The following is an 18,679-nucleotide window of genomic DNA, read 5'->3' as shown; positions in this document are numbered from 1 at the left end:
GAGTGCCCTCCGCGCATAGTCTCAAACAAATGCAGCCGAGAGTCACAGCAGTCATCGTCGCCCGAAATGGCGCCAAATATCTGCCACGCACGCTAGCCGCGATTGCGGCGCAGACTAGGCGACCCGATTCGGTGATCGCTGTTGACGCCGATTCCAGCGACGAGTCGTTGTCGATCATGGTCGAGACAGCGCCCGCACAGATCGCTGACGCTCACGGCCGGCGAACCTTTGGCGGCGCAATTGCTCAGGCATTGCAGTCCGCAGCGCCGCAAGCATCCGAAAATGAGTGGCTCTGGTTGCTGAGCTATGACAGCGCTCCCGATCCGAATGCCCTGCGTGCCCTTCTTGGTGCGGTGGAGATTGCGCCGTCGGTTGCGGTTGCTGGCCCCAAGCTCGTGCGTTGGGACGACCCTGCAGTCATCTCCAACTTTGGTGAGTCGCTGACACCCCTCGGGCGCTCGCTCGGACTCGTCAATGATGAACTCGACCAGGCTCAGCACGATGTGCAGACCGACACTTTAGGCGTAGCCGGCGCAGGAATGCTTGTGCGGCGCCAAGTGTGGAGCGCCTTGGGCGGCTTCGATCCGAAACTGCCATCAGTGGATGCCGCACTCGATTTCTGTGTTCGCGCGCGTTTGGCCGGTCACCGGGTTGTCGCAGTCGCCGATGCCCGCGTTGCGAGCGCCGGCGGGCCTGAACTCTTCGGCAAGCGTTCTGTTTCGGCGGCCGCCCACAATCGGATTCAGCGCTTTGCCCAATTGCACCGGCGTCTGGTTTATGCGCCAGGATTTGCGGTGCCCTTGCACTGGCTTACGCTGCTGCCGCTTGCGATTCTGCGTTCGCTCGGGCACTTGGTGGCCAAGCGACCTACAGCGCTTGCCGGTGAGTTCGCTGCCGCTTTTGCGGCGATCTTTGATGGCGGCGTAGTTGCAGCGAGGCTCAATCTCAAGCGCAACAAGCGGCTCAGTTTTGGTGCGGTCGATCCGCTACGGGTGTCATGGGCGGAGCTGCGCGAGCTGCGTGCCCATGAGCGAAGCGGTGATGCGCCAGACGCCGTGTTCGAAGTTGCTCGTCCTCGCTTCTTCAACAATGGAGGCGCGTGGGTTGTGCTTCTTGCTGCGGTCGCTGGCGTCATCAGCTTTTCCCGGTTTGTGGATGTTCAGGCTCTCTCTGGGGGAGCGTTGCTCCCGCTGTCGTCGAGCGTTTCTGAACTCTGGACTCATATCGGCTATGGCTGGAACGATTTGGCGCAACAGGTCGTTGCGGCGGATCCCGTTGCTGTAGTCCTAGCCGTGATGGGCTCGCTCACGTTCTGGAATCCATCGTTCAGTATCGTCGTGCTGTATCTGGTCGCGCTTCCGCTCGCCGCGCTCGCAGCCTGGCTGTGTGCGGCATCCATCTCTGAGCGCACGTGGGCACCGACTCTCGCAGCTGCAGCCTGGACGTTAGCGCCCAGTTTCTTGATCTCGCTCGGCGAGGGGCAATTGGGTGCTGTACTCGTGCACATCCTGCTTCCGTGGCTTGTGCTCACGGTGCTTCGGGCTGCCCACAACTGGGCGATGTCGGCAATTGCGGCCATTCTCTTCGCAGCGATTGCAGCGTCGGCCCCGAGCGTGATTCCTGCGCTGCTGATCGCACTGGTGGCGTGGATCATTGCGCGACCCAAGTCTTCGCATCGCCTGCTCTGGATTGTGCTCCCGGCGGCCGCTCTGTTCGCTCCGCTGGTAATGCAGCAGGTTGCGCGCGGCACTGTGTGGGCAATCTTTGCTGATCCAGGGGTGCCAGTAGCTCGCGTTGCCTCCAACGGCTGGCAGCTTGCGATCGGAAGCGTTGTTCCTGGCTCAAACGGCTGGAGCACACTGCTGTCGACGCTGGGCCTCAATGACCAATACGCCCCGCTTCTGGTTGCACTTCTGTTGTCTCCTTTTGCCGTACTCGCGCTGATGAGTCTCTTCGTGCCGGGATCTCGCCGCGCGATCCCGTCGCTAGCGCTAGCGCTGCTGGGTTTTGTGACCGCAGTGGCTGTCACGCATGTCTCGGTGAGTTCGGCGGGTGAATCGTCGGTTGTGCTCTGGGCGGGCGCGGCCCTCAGCCTCTACTGGTTGGGGCTCTGTGGTGCCGTTGTCGTCGCTGTTGAAAGCCTCGAACGACATGCGGCGCTGCCCTCGCTGGTTGCTCTGGCCGGAGTGATCGTGCTTGCAGCGGCACCACTGTGGTCGCTGACATCCGGAGCCGCCCCAGTATCGGCAAGCAACGGCCGTTTGCTCCCTGCTTTCGTTTCGGCCGAATCAACTCAACGCGACGGACTCGGCACGCTGCAGCTAACCGTCACCTCAGATTCGACCATCGCGGTAGATGTACATCGTGGCCGCGGCTCTGGGCTTGACGAGCAGTCGACGATTGCGGCGACAAGCACCGAGCTGTCGGCCGCAGCGAAACGAAGCGCAACACTCGCGGGCAATATCGCATCACGCAGCGGTTTTGATAGCGCGGCTGAACTCGACGAACTTCAGATCGCCTTCATTGTGCTGACTCCAAAGTTAAACCAGGACAACGCGGAAACACATCAGCGCATCATCGAAGCGCTCGATGGCAACAGCTTGCTCAACCCGATCGGCGACACCGATCAGGGCTACCTCTGGCACTATCCCGGGGGCAGTGAGACGACGAGAACCATCGGACCGAGCAACATCGGAACTCAGCTAGGGCAGGCGATCCTCGCTGGGCAGGCACTGATCTTTGGCCTCACCCTGCTGTTGGCGATCCCTACGACACGTCGCCGGCGGCTGCGTGCGGCGAAGGCAGAGAGTGCCGTGACCGTGATTGAGGCGAGCGAATGACCGGCAGCGACTCCACCCCTGACGAGGCAGCAGCCCTGCCTGACGAACCCACTGGCAGTGAGTTTGATGACGATTCTGAGTTGACCGGCGCTGTCGAACCGGAATCGAGCACTCGACGTCCGGTGTCGGCAAAGGCGGCTGCACTGGTCGGCGCTCGCGTAATCGTTGGCGTCGTCGGAATCGGCACGGCGGCTGCGGTGGTCTTGGGCGCGACGTTTGTGGACTTGCCTTCGCTGAGCGCCGAGCCGCCAAGCGCGGTAATTGTCCCGGTTCCCACGGCACAGCAGCTCACCTGCCCTGGGCCACTCTTGAGACTGTCTGACGAGTCAGGTGCGGCAGCATCCTCGGTATTCACCCTTGGCCAAGCGATCACACGATTCTCGTCAAGCTCTGGTGCGGTCGAGCAAGCACGTATCAGCGCTTCGGATGCCGAAACCGGCGAGGCAGTCGCAGCCCCTCTCGTGCTCAGCGCAGCCCCTGACGCGCAGGATCCGCAGAGCATGGTGCGACTGAGCGGCGCACAATCGCAGTCGGTGAGTATCGGCGATTACGTCGGTTTTGCATCCGCGGGATGCCGGGCTGTCGGTGGCGACAGTTGGCTGGTTGGTGGGGCAACGACAACGGGTCGCACTACCCTCGTTTCGCTCACTAACCCCACGGAGGTGGCTGCTACGGTCACCCTGGATATCTTCGATGAGCGCGGCGTTGTGTCGGCGGCGGGTACTGCAGGCATTGTGGTGCCACCAAATGGGCAGCGCGTACTTTCGTTGGCGGGCTTTGCTCCCGGTGTCTCCTCACCGGTAGTTCATGTCACGAGCACGGGCGGTCAAATCACTGCCGAACTTCAGCAGTCGATCGTGCGCGGTCTTGATCCTGGTGGCGTAGAAATTGTGGGGCCTACGCCCCTGCCGTCGCGATCCGTCGTGATCCCTGGAATTGTTGTGACCGACCTTGAGGCAGTGCAGGCGCTTCGCGGAACTGTGACGCAATCTGATGACCTGATCGCCGTCGTGCGGGTTTTCGTTCCTGGTGAGAAAGCCGCCGAAATTTCAGCGACGCTGACTCCGGCGGATCCCAAGCGTGCTCCCATAAAATTCAGCCTTGATTTGAGTGCGGGTGTGGTCACAGACATTCCGATTGAAGAACTCGAAACGGGCGCCTATTCGTTGCAGATCGAGTCTGATGTTCCGATTGTCACCTCGGCGCGCACAACCTCCGCTTTGCTTAAGGGCGGCAAGGTGACAGCGACAGATTTTGCGTGGTTCACGGCGAGCCCAGCGCTAGCAGACGACACCCAGTTCACGGTTGCAGCAGGTCTGGCGGCGATGCTCAATATTGTGAACCCTGGCGATGATGCAGCGACTGTGACGTTAACATCCGCGGCCGGTGTCGTCGAGGAATTCACGATTGAACCGGAGGCTGCGCTGCGGGTTCCGGTATCGAACGGAACCACGTACATGCTCGGGCACAGCGCTCCGGTGCATGTCAGTGTGACTCAGTCGCAAAACGGTTTCATTGCGGCATACGCAATCGACCCGCAAACTCCGGGGTCTTCGCCGTTGACGGTCTTTCCGTAAGGCGCTGCGCGCGTTAAAAGTGTCGAAAGCGATCTGGAGCGAGTTCCCACGGTTCTTTACCGAGGTATTCGGCAACGGCACGGAACACGCAGCTTTCGATCAGCATCCGACGGTGTAGTTCGTCATCGCGGTGCAACCTGGCCATTCGCTCGATGGGCAGGCGAAAGAGGACGATGCGGTGTTCGTCGGCGACCACTTTCCAGCGGGCAACTTTGGTGCCTTCTGGGCTGCTGCCGGGCATGAGCCCAACTTCGAAACGCGCGTTGGCGAGTTCTTCTGGCCACATTTCTTTCAAGAACTGGGCGGCGGAGGCGACCGTGAGCTCGAAGTTGCCGTGGCGACTGCGCAAAAGCGGCAGGTGCGGCCCGGTGACGGCAGCGCGGATGCCGCGGCCGTGACGATCCCGCCAGTTGCCGCGTACAGAGCGTTTCTGCACTCGCCTCGATGATCTAACCACGAGACCATTCTACGGCCCGTAGTTGCCCACCTGGGGGTGCACGGTCGTAGGCTGGGGTCACGATGATTCAGCGCCCGTGTAGCAAGGTCTCCTGCAACGAAGAAGCCGAGGCCACTCTCACGTATGTCTACTCAGACTCCATGGCCGTACTGGGGCCGCTGAGTTACAACGCAGAGCCACACAGCTACGATTTGTGCGCCCGTCATGCTGAACGTCTCTCTGTGCCTCTGGGGTGGCAGGTCGTTCGGCATGTAGTTTTGGGGCATGAGCAAAGCTAGCGCCATCGATTTAACTCCCTTCATTAAGGCTTACGACGTTCGTGGTCTTGTCGGTTCCCAGCTCACTGATGATGTGGTTGAGGCGCTCGGCGCGGCCTTCGTCGACGAAGTGGATGCTGCGGGCAGCGAGGTCATTGTCGGTCACGACATGCGAGATTCCTCACCGGGTTTCGCGGCAGCATTTTCGGCGGGTGCTCGTGCTCGCGGTGGCAACGTTGTACTGATCGGGCTGTGCTCTACCGATGAGACGTATTACGCATCCGGATCGTTAGATGCTCCTGCCGCAATGTTTACGGCCAGCCACAATCCGGCAACGTATAACGGCATCAAGTTCAGCCGGGCGGGTGCTCAGGGCATCAGCTTCAACACCGGTTTGAGGGCAATCCGCGATCGTGCCCAGGCCTATCTCGAGTCGGGAATTGAGGCAGTGGCCCAGCCGGGTTCGCAGCGCGAGGTTGATGTTCTCGCCGGTTATGCGGGCTATCTGCGCGAACTCGTCGACTTGACGAGCATCCGGCCCATTCGCGTGGTTGTAGATGCCGGCAACGGCATGGGCGGCATGACGGTGCCAGCGGTGCTCTCAACAGCCGCAGGGCTTCCAGAGCTTCCGATCGAAATCATCCCCCTGTACTTCGAGCTCGATGGCACCTTCCCCAATCACGAAGCAAATCCGCTCGACCCGGCCAACATTGTTGACCTCCAGAAAGCTGTGATCGAACACGGTGCAGATCTGGGGCTTGCCTTCGATGGCGATGCCGACCGTTGCTTCGTTGTCGATGAGCGCGGAAACGCGATGAGTCCTAGTGCTGTTGCTGCGGTCGTGGCCTTGCGAGAGATTCAGCGTGTGCGTGCGTCGCAGCCGGATGGTGACATCTTTGTCATCCACAACCTCATTACGTCGAACATTGTGCCGGAGACGATCGTTGCCGCTGGGGCGATTCCTGTGCGCACGAACGTTGGCCACTCGCTCATCAAGGATCAGATGGCGGCAACCGGTGCGATCTTCGGTGGCGAACACTCCGCGCACTACTACTTCCGCGATTTCTGGGGTGCTGACAATGGGATGCTCGCCGCGATGCATTTGCTTGCCGAATTCGGCATGCAACCCGGGCCCCTCTCGGTGATCTCCGAGCGCTATTCGCCCTACGCCAACAGCGGTGAGATCAATTCCGTGGTTGACGATGTGCCTGCCGCAACGGCCCGCATTCGCGAAGCTTTTGCCCAGGAGGCCGAGTTCGATGAGCTTGACGGCCTCACGGTCACGGGTATCACGAGTGATGAGGAATCGTTCTGGTGGTTCAACGTGCGTGCATCAAACACAGAGCCGCTGTTGCGCTTGAACGTTGAGGCCGGTTCGGCGGCGCAGCTAGCGATGATTCGCGACCGCGCCCTTGCCCTCATCCGCGCCTAACCGCGGTTGCTCGGAAAGCCTCGCGGAACACTTGTGAGCGCTGGCTCTAGAGCATCGAGCCGGGTCTTTTCGCCCGTGAGCGCAACCGTCTCTCGCTCTCGCCGAACAGCGCTGACAGCCGAGAGAAAGACCTCGGGTTCAGCGTGAGGTACCGGTGACACGAAAGCGGCGGCTTCGTTGGCGAGATTGGCTGCGTGCTGTCGACGTGTAACAGCCGTGTACCCGTGTGCCGCAACCAAGAAGTGTGAGATGCGTCGAGCCAGAGCATCCGGCATCTTGGCGACGTCTGCCGTTCGAGCCCATTCGGCCAACTGCCCGGGAAGTTGCACGACGGGGTTGGCAAATTTGGTCACACGCTCGTACTGGCTGTAGGTGCCAGCGACAAGATCGCCGAGGCGTTGTGCGCGGTTATTGAGCAGACCGACGATTGCGGCTAGGCCTCCCGCCGTCATGAAAATTTCGAGCACACCGATAAGGGCGCGGATAAAGGCGTGGCGAAACCCGATTGCGCCACCATCGTTGCGAACGATGCGCGCTCCGATTGCGAGCTTGCCGAGAGACTTTCCTCGGCTCAGAGTTTCAACAGCGGTGGGGAGTACGACGAGGCAAATCACTAGCGAGCTGACAGTCAGCGCTTGGCCGATGGCGGAGTCGAGGCCAACATTTGTGGCGAACGTGAACGCCCCATAAAGCAGACCGACGAGGGCAGCTCCATAGGCCAAGAAATCGATGATCGAACCAGCAGCGCGCAACACAAAACTTGCTGAGTGAAGCTCTAGCGCCACCGCTTCGCCGGTGACCAATTCGTCGGGTTCATCGTCATAGGCAAGAGTGTTGCTCATTTGTGTGCCGGGCATGACATCATTTAAGCAGATGGATCTCGACTCATACTCAGCCGCGCACCGCGAAGACTGGGATCGGCTTGCCCAATTGGGGTCACAACGCCGACTTTCCGGTGCAGAAGTCGATGAACTTATCGACCTCTACCAGTCGGGGGCAACCAATCTTTCGGCCATGAAGACCAGCAGCGGTCAGTCGGCACAGGCAGATCGCCTCTCGCTGACACTCAGTCGCGCACGCCTGCGCTTCACCGGCGCCTCCGCAAACCTGTTGAGCCAACTGCCCCAATTCTTTGTTGTGCAGCTTCCGGCAGCCCTGTACCGAGTGCGGTGGATGTCGCTCGCCCTTGCTGCTGCCACGTTCCTTGTCGGGTTCCTCTTCGCCTGGTGGGCGATCTCAAACCCGCAGGTGCTCGCCAATTTTGGCAGCCCGGCTGAGCGTGAGGCGCTAGCCCGCGACGACTTCGTCGGATACTACTCAGAATTCTCTGGCGGGTCATTCACGGGCTTCGTGTGGACCAACAACGCGTGGATCGCTACACAGTCCATTGCCTTTGGGATCGTTGGCGTCTACGTGCCCTATCTGCTGTTCAACACCGCACAACAGCTCGGCTTCACCGCCGCAATCATGAACGAGTTCGACCGACTCGATGTTTTCTTTCTCTACATCGCACCGCACGGTCAACTAGAGCTGTACGCGATCTTTGTTGCCGGTGCTACCGGCATAATGATTTTCTGGTCCTGGGTTGCGCCCGGCGCTCGCACCCGCGCTCAAGCTCTCGCCCAAGACGGTCGTGCGCTTTTCACGATCGTCGTCGGGCTAATACTCGCGCTACTTGTCTCCGGCATCATCGAGGGCTTCGTCACCCGTCAAGACTGGCCCTGGCCCATCAAGATTGGCATCGGCACTATCGCGCTTGCCGGCTTCTTGGCGTACCAGTGGACCCTCGGCGGGCGAAGCGCTGGCGCCGGCAACACAGGCGACCTCAGCGAATTCGATGCCGGTGCAACCCACATCGTCGCCAACTAGGGCCGTACCAATAACCGGTGGTGAGTGCGAGAACTTCTCGGCACCCGACTTACGGCACTGTGGCGACCTTGGGCGGTCGCGAGTACCGTCGAGGTATGAATAAAACAAGTTTCGACCAACTGCTTGGTGAGCAGATCGGTCACGAGTTCGCCGCCTCGCAGCAGTACATCGCTATCGCTGTCTGGTTTGACAACCGCGACCTGCCCCAGCTGGCCAAGCATTTCTACCGGCAGTCCATCGAAGAACGCAACCACGCCTTGATGTTCGTGCAGTACCGGCTCGATCGGGATCTCGGGATCATAATCCCGGGCATTGATTCTGTGATCAACGATTTCACCGACGAGAGTGCGCCGATCGCGCTCGCGCTCGAGCAGGAGAAGCGGGTCACAAAGCAAATTGAGGCACTATTTGCTGTGGCGCGCACCGAAAATGACGCGCTCGGTGAGCAGTTCATGCTCTGGTTCCTGAAAGAGCAGGTCGAAGAAGTCGCCTCTATGTCAACACTTCTCACCATCATGAACCGGGCAGAGAACTTGTTCGATGTCGAGAACTATCTGGTGCGCGAGAGCGTCGGCGAGGGCAACGATGCATCGGCCCCAGCATCGGCAGGCGGGGCGTTGTAGTGCTCGCAGCACGGACCAAATTGAGCGCCCGCAACAACCCTCGACTGATGTGAGAGGGGGAACCGAGTTCGGTTGCGCACAACCTGGGCGCCGCTTCTCAGGCTAGAGCTTGCCCGCAGCTTTCAAAGCGATGTAGTGATCGGCAAGAGCGAGCGGCAACTCAGTGGGGCGCTTCGACACTACTGAAGCTCCGAGCTGGTTGATCGCGGTGGCCACGCGCGACTGATCGAGGAGAGCGCGCTCCGCAGCCGCTGCCTGGTAAACGGCGTCACGGGTCGAGCGGTCGCGCGTAGCATCCACAATCGTTGGGTCAGCGACGGATGCCACCACAACGGTGTGTTTGGTTGTCAGCTGGGGGAGCATCGCGAGCAGTCCGCGGCTCGCGCCGGGAGATTCCGCTGTTGTGGCGAGCACCACGAGCGCCCGCTGTGATGTGGCTTGGCGCACGAGTCCTGGCACTGAACTCCAGTCCATCTCGATGAGTTCTGGTTGAACCGGTGCCATTCCGTCGACCATTTTTGAGAGCAGATCGGGGCCGGCGGCTCCCTGAACGCGGGCACGAACGCGGCGGTCATAGATGATGAAATCCACGTGGTCGCCGGCGCTGGAGGCGAGAGCGGCAAGAAGCAGTGCAGACTCAAATGCGGTATCGATACGGGGTTCGTCGTCGATGCGAGCAGCCGACGTGCGCCCACTGTCGACCACAATTACGACTCGTCGGTCGCGTTCGGGGCGCCAGGTTCGAACCACTAGCTCAGAGCGCCTGGCAGTGGCACGCCAGTCGATTGAACGCACATCGTCGCCGCGAACATAGTCGCGCAGACTGTCGAATTCGGTGCCTTGGCCGCGAATCATGACACTCGTAGCGCCATCGAGTTCGCGCAACCGCGCTAAACGAGACGGCAAGTGCTTACGGGAATTAAACGGCGGCAGCACTGTGAACGAACCGGGAACGACGACGGTGGTTTGACGGGCGATGAGCCTGAGCGGTCCGTAAGAACGCACAGTGATGTGCGCTGCCTCACGCGTTCCCCGCCGCAGCGGAGTGAGAACCGTGGTGAGTTCGCGGCGTTCGCGCCCTGGCACCGTTAGTCGGGCACGGTTGGTGTGTGCTCCTGCGGAGGGCTGCCATCCGTCGCGCACGATGGCGCGCAGTCGGCGTCGTGCGGGGTTGGTGATTCGTAGCGTTGCGCTCGTGGTTTCGCCGAGGCGCAGCCGATCGGGGGAGGTTCGCTCAAAACGCAACGAGCGCACCGACACTGCGAACGCCATGTCGATGAGCCCCAGCACGATCACAAAGGGAAGCCACAAGACAAGCACGGCAGGCTCACCAGTGATGACGATCGGAACAATCCCGAACGCAACGAGGGCAACGAACCATCCAGAGAGCGCCATTGTTAGATCGGTACCTGCACTTGCTGCACGATCGACCGCAGGATGACGTCGGGAGAGACGCCCTCAAGCTCGGCTTCGGGGCGAAGCTGGATGCGGTGGCGAAGCACGGGCAACACCATGCTCTGAACGTGGTCAGGCGTGATCGCGTCGGCGCCGGTCAGCCAGGCCCACGCCTTCGCGGCGGAGATTAGTGCAATGGCACCACGGGGGCTCACGCCAAGCTTCACTGAGGGGCTCTGGCGTGTGGCGCGCGCGAGGTCTACGGCATACGCAATCACGTCGGGGCTTGCCCCTACCTGGGCAACGGCGGCTTGTGCGGCAGCGAGCATTGCGGCATCGAGCACGGGGGTGACGCCGGCAGAGGCAAGGTCGCGCGGGTTGAAGCCAGCAGCGTGGCGCGTGAGAACCTCAATCTCGGCGTCGCGCTCGGGAAGGTCGAGCACTAGTTTGAGCAGAAAGCGGTCGAGCTGGGCTTCTGGCAGCGTGTAGGTGCCTTCGTATTCGATGGGGTTCATCGTTGCGGCGACCATGAACGGCACGGGAAGTTTCAGCGACTGGCCGTCAACAGAAACTTGCCGTTCTTCCATTGCCTCCAGCAGAGATGACTGCGTCTTGGGTGGGGTGCGGTTGATCTCATCCGCCAGCAGGATGTTCGTGAACACCGGTCCCTTGCGAAACTCAAACTCGCCAGACTTGGAGTCATAGACCAGCGAGCCAGTGACATCACCGGGCATGAGGTCGGGGGTGAACTGCACGCGCTTGGTATCGAGCTGCAGGGCACGGCTGAGGGTGCGAACCAGCAGTGTCTTTGCGACGCCGGGAACGCCCTCGAGCAGAACATGTCCGCCGGTGAGTAGAGCGATCGTGAGCCCGGTCACCGCAGCATCCTGGCCAACAACCGCCTTGCCTACTTCGGTGCGGAGTTGAGTGAATGCGTGCCGCAGTTGCTCGTCAGTCATATCTCGATTCTTCTCTATCTCTGGCTCGGTGGTGCTGAGGGTGTACGTGGTGCTGAGGGTGTAAGCGGTGCGGAGCGTTTAGACGGGGCGGACCGCAGACTCGACGCGCTGTTCAAGCGTGAGCAGTTCATCCGAGAGTGCAAGCAGATCGTTGTCGTTGGTGGGCGCGACATCAACAAGCAGCCTGCGCAATTGTGCGACGGGAAGATCGATGAGAACTGCGATCCGGTTGATGACGTCGTCGACGGATGCTGTGCTCGCCATGCCACACAGGGCGGCGAGTCGCCGGATCGATCCGATGCGCAGAGCATCGAGGGCGTGAAGTCGTGCCGCAGTCTTTTCGTACAGTCGCGCGCGGCCCTGCATCGTTTCGCTAGAGCGCACGGTCACTGGCAGCTTTTCGATGACTAGCGGCCCAAACCTGCGGCCTCGCCAGAGTGCGGCAGCGAGCAGCGTGAGCGCCGTGAGCCAGACGACGGGCAGTACCCAGTCCGGCGCGAGTTCGTCATAGGTTTTGACCCCGCTGCTGTCTGAGCCATCGGCGAAGCTGGGGGTGTACCAGACGAGGGTCTCGTGTTGGCCGAGCATTCGCAACGCGAAGGCGGCGTTGTCTGCGGTAGTAATGTCTCCGTTGGTCAGCGCAGTGGTTGCCCCGAGCAGCAGTAGTTGAGTGGTGCCTCGATCGAGGGCGATGAGACCGTAGCCGAGGTCTTCGCTTCCATAGCAGCCAGTAGCTTCGGCATCAGCATCGATAATCCGCAGGCTGGAGGGGCCAGCAGTGATCTCGGGGGCCTTCGGCGCGAGAGGCGAAGAGCACTCTGCCGCTATGGTGCCGACCCTGGTGCCCGCGTTGGCGACTTCGGGAGCCACGGCGTGCAGTGCTTCGCTTCCCGGTTCGGCCAGAATGACCGTGCTCGCCAGGCCGGAAGCTTCAACGGTTTGGTCGTCGCTTAAATAACCGCCGAGGTTGGAGAAGAACAGGGTGCTGTCGTCTGACTCTGCCAGCGCGTCACGGGTGTCATCGAGGCTAGTCGTGACAATCACGTCGACACCCTGCTGCCGCAAGACCTCAGCGAGCGCCTGCGTTCCTGATTCGTGAGGGCTGGTGGGGTCGAGCGGCGGGCCCTCGACTGAAGTTCCCACTAGGTTCAAGCTCACGATTGCCACGCTCAACAGAAATAGCGCTGCGATGATCCAGAACAGCGCTCGTCTAAGAGTGGTGCCGATGCGCGGGGTAACTACCGTTGGGGCGCTCACAGCACCGCCTCGGTGAGGTTCGGTTTGGCGGCTCGAACACGCAGTTCCAACGCCCGAAGCTGTTCGTATTGATCCCGCGTCGCAGGCTTACGCATGTAGCGGACAAGGTCGAAGGTGTCTGTGCTGCGCGCGAGTTCGTCAGAGCATTCGGGGAGAACGTGCGCGGCTCGCACGGCAAAGCCGTGTGCTGTGGTGCCGGGGGTCATAGTGACGAGGGTGCGTTCAGAGAGCCCGCGAGCGATCGCGCGGAACATGTCGGCAATGGCACTGGCAAAGTCTTCGCGTGCGGCCGCTCTTTCGGCGGCATCCCGCAACTGGGCTGCCGTTCGGCGATCAGCTTCGCCGAAAAGTACGTCCTGGTGGCGACTCTTGCGATTGAGGCGGGGGATGCCGTAGACAATGATCGCGGCGACTATCGCTATTGCGACTAGTGCGATGAGAACGACAAGCGCCACTGTGGGGATCGTGTTGCCATCACCGATGGTCAGTGAATCAAGCCAGTCGCTAAATGCTTTGGAGAGGCGGTCAAACAGTGTTGGCTTAGCGGCTTGATATGACGCTCCAGATAGCTCGTCGATGAGCCAGTTGGTCGCTTGATCCGAGTCGGGGTCGACCGGAACCTCGCGAAATACCGCGCGAGCAAGCCAGTGAGGCAACGCTGCGGGCGCGGTTGACGTGAGAGTCGCTAGGGTCATGAAACCGCGTAGGGTGACGGCTCAGCTGAGCGCGCGGCTTTGCTGTCGGGCGTCAGGTAGGGGTCGGGCACGGAACTGTCGCCGGCCTGACGAGCTTCAACAAATCGCGTAAGTTCGAGATCGAAGCCCTCCTTGCGCATCCGCAAATCAATGTAGAGCAATGCTGGGGCTGCGGACTGGATGATGATCGTGACAGCGCCGATCGCGACCGAGATGACCGTGGTCACAAGATAAATCGCAATAAACGAAGCAGTATTTACAGATTCGTTGCCGGTGGGGTTGAGGAGCACACTGCCGAAACTGCCGATAAAGCTCAGTGGAGTTGTGACGATCCCTGCCACCGTCTGCACAATAATGATGATCAGCGCGAGGATGCCGAAGGTGCGCCAGAAGCTTCCAGAAACGAGTGACCAGGAGCGGCGAATGGCGCGCCCGAGGGTGAGACGTTCAATCATGAGTGCACTGGGTACGAGAGCCAGAAATGTGCCGAGCCACGCCATGATCACGAGCCCGATGACGATTCCGGCGAGAATAGCGAGCACCCCGAATACGGCTCCGGCGGTACCACCAATTGCAAAGAAGAGTGCGGTGACTAGAGCGAACACGGCAATGCCGATGACTGAAACAACGGCAACGAGTGCAGACCACCCGATGAGAGCCCACAGCCGACCTTTCGCGGCATTCCAGAGGCCGCGCAAGCGCAACTTTTCGCCGACGGCGCCCCTGGCAACTTCGAGCGAGATGATTCCTTGCAGAATTGCGCCGCCGATGAGTGACAGCGAGACCGCGAAGAGGCCCGCGAGAATGATGCTCGCGATCGTGCCTGCTTCGATAGTTGCGGCATCCGCCTCGCTTGCGCTGAGGTTGCGTTCCAGATTGGAAAAGGTGACGATGCCGACCAAAATGAGCGATGCAACAGTAATGATGCCCATGACGATCACTGAAAGCCCAAAGATAGGGCGAGGATTTCGGCGCATAACCATCAGGGATGCCGAGAGCACCGTGCCGAGCGTCAGAGGGCGCAGCGGAATGAGGCCGGGTTTTGGTGGAGGCGTCCAGCTAGGAGCCGGGGTAGCGTACTGCTGAGGGCTCGAGGCAGACTCCGGTGGTGAATAGAGCCCGGACTCGCTGCTATTTGCGCTGCTATCTGGCGATTGCCACGGACTGTTATTGCTCACGTCTCACCTTTGATTAACCAACTGTGCCAATTGAATCGCACTCATGCTTTCACACTCGACTATTCTTATGCGAAAGCTTCTCACCCTGTTAGCCCGAGAGCTAGAAAGTATCGAGGACACGTGAACCCGCGAATTCTTGTAGTCGATGACGACACTGCGCTGGCAGAAATGATCGGAATCGTTCTACGCACTGAAGGATATGAACCGTTTTTTTGCCAAGACGGTGCCCTAGCACTAGACGCATTCAAGTCGGCCGCGCCCGATCTTGTGCTGCTCGATTTGATGCTGCCCGGTATGGACGGCATCGAAATTTGTGCGCGCATCCGCGAAGAATCGGGGGTTCCGATCATCATGCTGACCGCTAAGAGCGATACAGCAGATGTAGTTAAAGGCCTCGAGAGTGGCGCCGACGACTACGTTGTCAAACCTTTCAACCCCAAAGAGCTCGTTGCCCGCGTGCGCACCCGGTTGCGTCCCGCAAGCGATGCAGCGACGGGAACCCTCATTGTTGGTGACCTTGAGTTGGATGTCACGGGCCACGAGGTTCGCCGCGGCGACACCAAAATCAACCTGACGCCTCTCGAATTTGAGCTTCTTCTCGCTCTTGCGATGAAACCCGAGCAGGTTTTCACGCGCGAAATGCTGCTTGAGCAAGTGTGGGGCTACCACTACAAAGCAGATACTCGCCTGGTGAACGTCCATGTTCAGCGGCTGCGGGCCAAGGTTGAAGAAGATCCGGACAATCCCAAGATTGTGATGACGGTTCGCGGCGTTGGCTACCGCGCGGGCAGCAGCGCGTAACAGGTATGCGCTATTTCGACTGGCGCGAGTTAGTGCAGCGACTCGCTGCACTGTGGCGCTCGTCGCTTCAGTTGCGCACGGTGGCGATCACAGTGCTGTTGTCGTCGGTGGCCGTTGCGGTTATCGCCGGGTATATGTCGCTGAGCGTCGGAGCGAACCTGTTCGACGCGAGTCGTGAACAACTCACCCGCACGTCTGCAAACGCGTCGCTTGCCGGTCAGCAGTTCTTTGATGCAGCAGACGAAGGGCTCGGGCTCGAAGACCTCGACGTCATGATGGGTGACGCTGCTGGGGTCATCGAGAGCGTTGCGTCGAGCACCGGTGGCACGAGTTATGCCATTCTTCGCAGCCCAGGCCAAGATGGCGCTCGCGTGCCCACAAACGTTCAGTCGCAGGATCTGAGCTCTTACGTCGTCATCTCGCAAGAACTCAGAGACACTGTCGGTGAATCAACCGAGAAGCGCACTTACTGGCAGTCGGTCGCACTGAACCACCCGACCGATGGCACGATCCATCCGGGGCTGGTGGTCGGATCGACACTCGACATTCGTGGGGCGCAATACGAGCTCTATCTCGTGTATGACATCAGCGACACTCAAGAAACTCTCGTTGTCGTTCAGCGCACTCTTGGTCTCGGTGGTTTTGCACTGCTCGCTCTTATCGGAGCCGTAACCTATCTTGTTGTTCGCCTCGTCGTCGGGCCGGTAAAACTTGCGGCTGAAACCAGCCAACGTTTGGCGGCAGGCGAGCTTGAGGTGCGCATCCCCGTGCACGGTGATGACGTCATAGCCACCCTGGCACGCTCCTTCAACGGCATGGCTACGAGCATGCAGCAGCAGATCACGCGCCTGGCGGCACTGTCTCAAGTGCAACAGCGTTTTGTGTCGGATGTTTCGCACGAGTTGCGCACACCCCTCACCACAATTCGGCTCGCCGGCGATGTGCTTTATGACCAACGCGAAAGCTTCCCACCGGCGACTGCGCGCACGGCGGAACTGCTGCATACCCAGGTTGAACGTTTTGAGCTTCTGCTTGCAGACCTACTCGAAATGAGCCGTTACGACGCGGGTGCGGTCGACATGGAGACTGAGCCGACGAACCTCGTACGGCTCGTTGAAGAGGCAATCGAGAGTCTCACATCGCTGGCAGCAAGCAAGGGCTCTGAGCTGCGGCTGGTGGCCCCCGGCGGCTACTTTGAAGCGGATGTCGACCCTCGCCGCATCCGTCGTATCCTCCAGAACCTGGTGAGCAACGCGATTGACCACGGAGACGGTCTGCCCATCGTTATTTGGGTCGATAGTGATCAGGATGCTGTTGCGATTGCTGTGCGCGATTACGGCGTAGGAATGAGCACGGCGGCCCTTGAGCGCGTGTTTGACCGTTTCTGGCGCGCCGATCCGTCCCGGCAACGAACCACTGGTGGCACTGGCCTCGGTTTAGCGATCGCTCTCGAAGACGCGGTATTGCATGGCGGTTGGCTTGAAGTGTGGTCGGATGGAGACAACGGTTCGTGCTTCCGGCTGACGATCCCGCGCATTCGAGGTACTGAACTGCGGTCGTCCCCATTAGAGCTTCCCCCGAGCGACGAGGTGCCAAGTTTGGAGGCTTTGGATGGTTAAAACATCAAAGCTTGCCTATCTCATCGTCGCGAGCATAGCGATTGCTGCCCTAAGCGGCTGCGTTGGCGTGCCAACTTCGAGCGAGGTTGAGACTGGCCCTCTCATCGATGAGCAGCTCGATCCCAATTTTGAAATTGTTGCCGAGGGTCCAGTCGCAGGCTCAACTCAGGAGCAGATTCTTACCGACTTCATGAACGCCGTGCGTGCACCAACTCGGGACTACTCCGTTGCTCGAGAGTTCTTGACTCAAGAGATGAGCGACTCGTGGGCGCCTGCGGCGAGCGCAACAATTCGACAACGAGATAAGCTTCCGACGGTCTCGCCAGCACCCGAAGAAGACGCGCTCACCTACTCATTTTCGGCTCAGGCTGTGATCGATGAGCGGGGGGTGTACTCAGAGTTGCGTTCACCGGCATCGCAAACTTTGACGTTCGACTTTGAGCGTCGCGGCGGTGAGTGGCGAATTGCCTCAGCGCCACCGGGAATTGTGTTGTCGAGCAACGGGTTCGAGGTTAGCTTCGAGCAGCAAACCCTCTACTACTTCGACCCCAGTTTTGCTTACCTAATCCCCGATCTGCGCTGGTTCGCGGTGCGTCAATCGTCACAGTCACGAGCGGTTCAGGCTCTTCTCTCAGCAGATTCGCCTTGGCTCCAACAGGGCGTCGTGCTGACCGCATTCCCGACAGCCACGACTCTGGGCAACGCGAGCAGCCTGATCAGTGGTCGGGCTGTCGTTGATCTCAGCTCAGAAGCGCTGTCAGCAGATACTGTCGCGCGCGAACGGATGCGACAGCAACTCGCGGCAACGCTGCACACGCCGATTGTGGTGCTCACTGTTGATGGACGTGAACTGCCGAGTTCAAGTTCCGGGCAGAACGCTGCCGTCATTGAGCCTAGCTCCGGCGGTCCGCTAGTCGTGGGAACCGCAAGCGAATTCGGATTCAAGACCAGCGATGGGCTCAGTCAAATCAGCGAGCTCAGTGCTCTTGTTGCCGACGCGGGCGCAACCGCAGCAGTACTCTCGGCCGACCGCCTCTCAGTTGCCTACCGCGCGGGTGACGGTGGCTCATATTTTGCTTCAGTCGGAGTTGCACCCCGCATTATCGACGATCGCTCTGGGCTTGCCGGACCATCGCTCGATCCGTTCCGATTCATTTGGTCGGCGCAGCGGGGGAATGCGGCGTCACTATCTACGTTCGAGGTAGATGGCACTGAGCATCCGATCCAGTCATCGTTGCCGTCAGATTCAGAGATTGTGTCGCTGGATGTTTCGCGCGACGGCGCGCGATTGCTCGTGTACCTCTCCTCGCCGTCGGGGCCACAGTTGCTGGTTTATGGAATCGTGCGGCAACAGGGCAACGTGCCTGTTCAACTCGTGGAGCCCACCGTGTTGCCGGCCAGGTCAGGCACTCCCATCGATGCGGCCTGGGTCGGCTCAAGTACGGTGGCAACACTCTCGGCGAATGACGATTCTGTTGCAGTCACCGCCTTCAGCCTCGGTGGACCAACAGAGAGTCTTGGCGACGTTGATGGCGCGCGGCAGCTCGTGAGTTCCGGAACCAACACCGATGGCCTCAGGCTTCTCGCGGATGGCGAAGTGTGGCGCCCGCAGGGCAGCAAGGAGTGGGTGCGTACCGGCCTCGACGCCTCCTACATGGCAGTGCAGCAGTAGAGTCTCTCCACCAACCTCACGCGGGGCTGCACGCGCCCAGGGGAGCGC

General features: G+C 60.4%; 16 protein-coding genes. 9 read left to right on the top strand and 7 right to left on the bottom strand.

The window, feature by feature from the left end:
• Window positions 1-29: 29 nt before the first annotated feature.
• Both ABD112_RS13505 and ABD112_RS13500 read left to right on the top strand, forming a co-directional pair.
• Window positions 30-2,840 carry a glycosyltransferase family 2 protein gene (locus ABD112_RS13505; RefSeq protein ID WP_343926687.1) on the top strand — a complete coding sequence of 937 codons (2,811 nt, stop codon included), beginning with the start codon at window positions 30-32 and terminating at the stop codon, window positions 2,838-2,840.
• The gene (locus ABD112_RS13500) at window positions 2,837-4,417 is read left to right on the top strand and encodes a DUF5719 family protein (RefSeq protein WP_343926685.1); all 1,581 of its coding nucleotides are present in this window, start codon (window positions 2,837-2,839) and stop codon (window positions 4,415-4,417) included. Before ABD112_RS13505 ends, ABD112_RS13500 begins: the two co-directional genes overlap by 4 nt.
• A 13-nt stretch (window positions 4,418-4,430) precedes the next feature.
• Here ABD112_RS13500 and ABD112_RS13495 read toward each other — a convergent pair whose 3' ends face one another.
• Window positions 4,431-4,874 (bottom strand): metallopeptidase family protein, encoded by a 444-nt coding sequence (locus ABD112_RS13495; RefSeq protein ID WP_343926683.1) that lies wholly within the window; start codon window positions 4,872-4,874, stop codon window positions 4,431-4,433.
• 62 nt (window positions 4,875-4,936) lie between these two features.
• Here ABD112_RS13495 and ABD112_RS13490 point away from each other — a divergent pair, with 62 nt between their 5' ends.
• Both ABD112_RS13490 and ABD112_RS13485 read left to right on the top strand, forming a co-directional pair.
• Complete coding sequence (locus ABD112_RS13490; RefSeq protein WP_343926681.1) at window positions 4,937-5,152, top strand: DUF3499 family protein; 216 nt, start codon at window positions 4,937-4,939, stop codon at window positions 5,150-5,152.
• Window positions 5,139-6,563, top strand: coding sequence for a phosphomannomutase/phosphoglucomutase (locus tag ABD112_RS13485; protein WP_343926680.1), 1,425 nt, complete (start codon window positions 5,139-5,141; stop codon window positions 6,561-6,563). The genes ABD112_RS13490 and ABD112_RS13485 overlap by 14 nt, the downstream gene beginning before the upstream one ends.
• On the opposite strand, the gene ABD112_RS13480 is transcribed toward ABD112_RS13485, so the two are convergent.
• Complete coding sequence (locus ABD112_RS13480; protein ID WP_343926678.1) at window positions 6,560-7,420, bottom strand: RDD family protein; 861 nt, start codon at window positions 7,418-7,420, stop codon at window positions 6,560-6,562. The two genes, ABD112_RS13485 and ABD112_RS13480, sit on opposite strands and share 4 nt — an antisense overlap.
• Window positions 7,421-7,436: 16 nt before the next feature.
• Between ABD112_RS13480 and ABD112_RS13475 the strand changes: the two genes are divergently transcribed.
• Window positions 7,437-8,432: a stage II sporulation protein M gene (locus tag ABD112_RS13475; protein ID WP_343926710.1), complete on the top strand. Its 996-nt coding sequence runs from the start codon at window positions 7,437-7,439 to the stop codon at window positions 8,430-8,432.
• A 95-nt stretch (window positions 8,433-8,527) separates the two neighbouring features.
• Window positions 8,528-9,055 carry a ferritin gene (locus tag ABD112_RS13470; protein WP_343926677.1) on the top strand — a complete coding sequence of 176 codons (528 nt, stop codon included), beginning with the start codon at window positions 8,528-8,530 and terminating at the stop codon, window positions 9,053-9,055.
• Between the two features lie 102 nt (window positions 9,056-9,157).
• Here ABD112_RS13470 and ABD112_RS13465 read toward each other — a convergent pair whose 3' ends face one another.
• From ABD112_RS13465 to ABD112_RS13445, 5 genes are all read right to left on the bottom strand, one after another.
• Window positions 9,158-10,450, bottom strand: coding sequence for a DUF58 domain-containing protein (locus ABD112_RS13465; RefSeq protein ID WP_343926675.1), 1,293 nt, complete (start codon window positions 10,448-10,450; stop codon window positions 9,158-9,160).
• A gap of 2 nt (window positions 10,451-10,452) precedes the next feature.
• The gene (locus ABD112_RS13460) at window positions 10,453-11,409 is read right to left on the bottom strand and encodes an AAA family ATPase (protein ID WP_343926674.1); all 957 of its coding nucleotides are present in this window, start codon (window positions 11,407-11,409) and stop codon (window positions 10,453-10,455) included.
• A gap of 78 nt (window positions 11,410-11,487) precedes the next feature.
• Complete coding sequence (locus tag ABD112_RS13455; RefSeq protein ID WP_343926672.1) at window positions 11,488-12,666, bottom strand: DUF4350 domain-containing protein; 1,179 nt, start codon at window positions 12,664-12,666, stop codon at window positions 11,488-11,490.
• Complete coding sequence (locus ABD112_RS13450) at window positions 12,663-13,361, bottom strand: DUF4129 domain-containing protein (RefSeq protein WP_343926670.1); 699 nt, start codon at window positions 13,359-13,361, stop codon at window positions 12,663-12,665. Before ABD112_RS13450 ends, ABD112_RS13455 begins: the two co-directional genes overlap by 4 nt.
• Window positions 13,358-14,539 carry a DUF7847 domain-containing protein gene (locus ABD112_RS13445; RefSeq protein WP_343926668.1) on the bottom strand — a complete coding sequence of 394 codons (1,182 nt, stop codon included), beginning with the start codon at window positions 14,537-14,539 and terminating at the stop codon, window positions 13,358-13,360. The genes ABD112_RS13450 and ABD112_RS13445 overlap by 4 nt, the downstream gene beginning before the upstream one ends.
• 120 nt (window positions 14,540-14,659) lie before the next feature.
• On the opposite strand from ABD112_RS13445, the gene mtrA reads away from it, so the two are divergent.
• Genes mtrA through ABD112_RS13430 form a run of 3 tightly spaced genes read left to right on the top strand, consistent with a single transcriptional unit; the run spans window position 14,660 to window position 18,631 of the window.
• The gene (mtrA, locus tag ABD112_RS13440) at window positions 14,660-15,340 is read left to right on the top strand and encodes an MtrAB system response regulator MtrA (protein ID WP_343926666.1); all 681 of its coding nucleotides are present in this window, start codon (window positions 14,660-14,662) and stop codon (window positions 15,338-15,340) included.
• 5 nt (window positions 15,341-15,345) lie between these two features.
• Window positions 15,346-16,959, top strand: a complete 1,614-nt coding sequence (gene mtrB, locus ABD112_RS13435) for an MtrAB system histidine kinase MtrB (protein WP_343926664.1) — start codon at window positions 15,346-15,348, stop codon at window positions 16,957-16,959.
• Window positions 16,952-18,631, top strand: a complete 1,680-nt coding sequence (locus ABD112_RS13430) for an LpqB family beta-propeller domain-containing protein (protein ID WP_343926662.1) — start codon at window positions 16,952-16,954, stop codon at window positions 18,629-18,631. Before mtrB ends, ABD112_RS13430 begins: the two co-directional genes overlap by 8 nt.
• Window positions 18,632-18,679: the final 48 nt, after the last annotated feature.

Origin of the sequence: Rhodoglobus aureus (assembly GCF_039527955.1) — a bacterium.
In the GTDB taxonomy this organism is placed as follows: Bacteria; Actinomycetota; Actinomycetes; order Actinomycetales; family Microbacteriaceae; genus Rhodoglobus; species Rhodoglobus aureus.
Note: the sequence above shows the minus strand (reverse complement) of the source record. Positions and strands in the feature narration are given on the sequence as shown.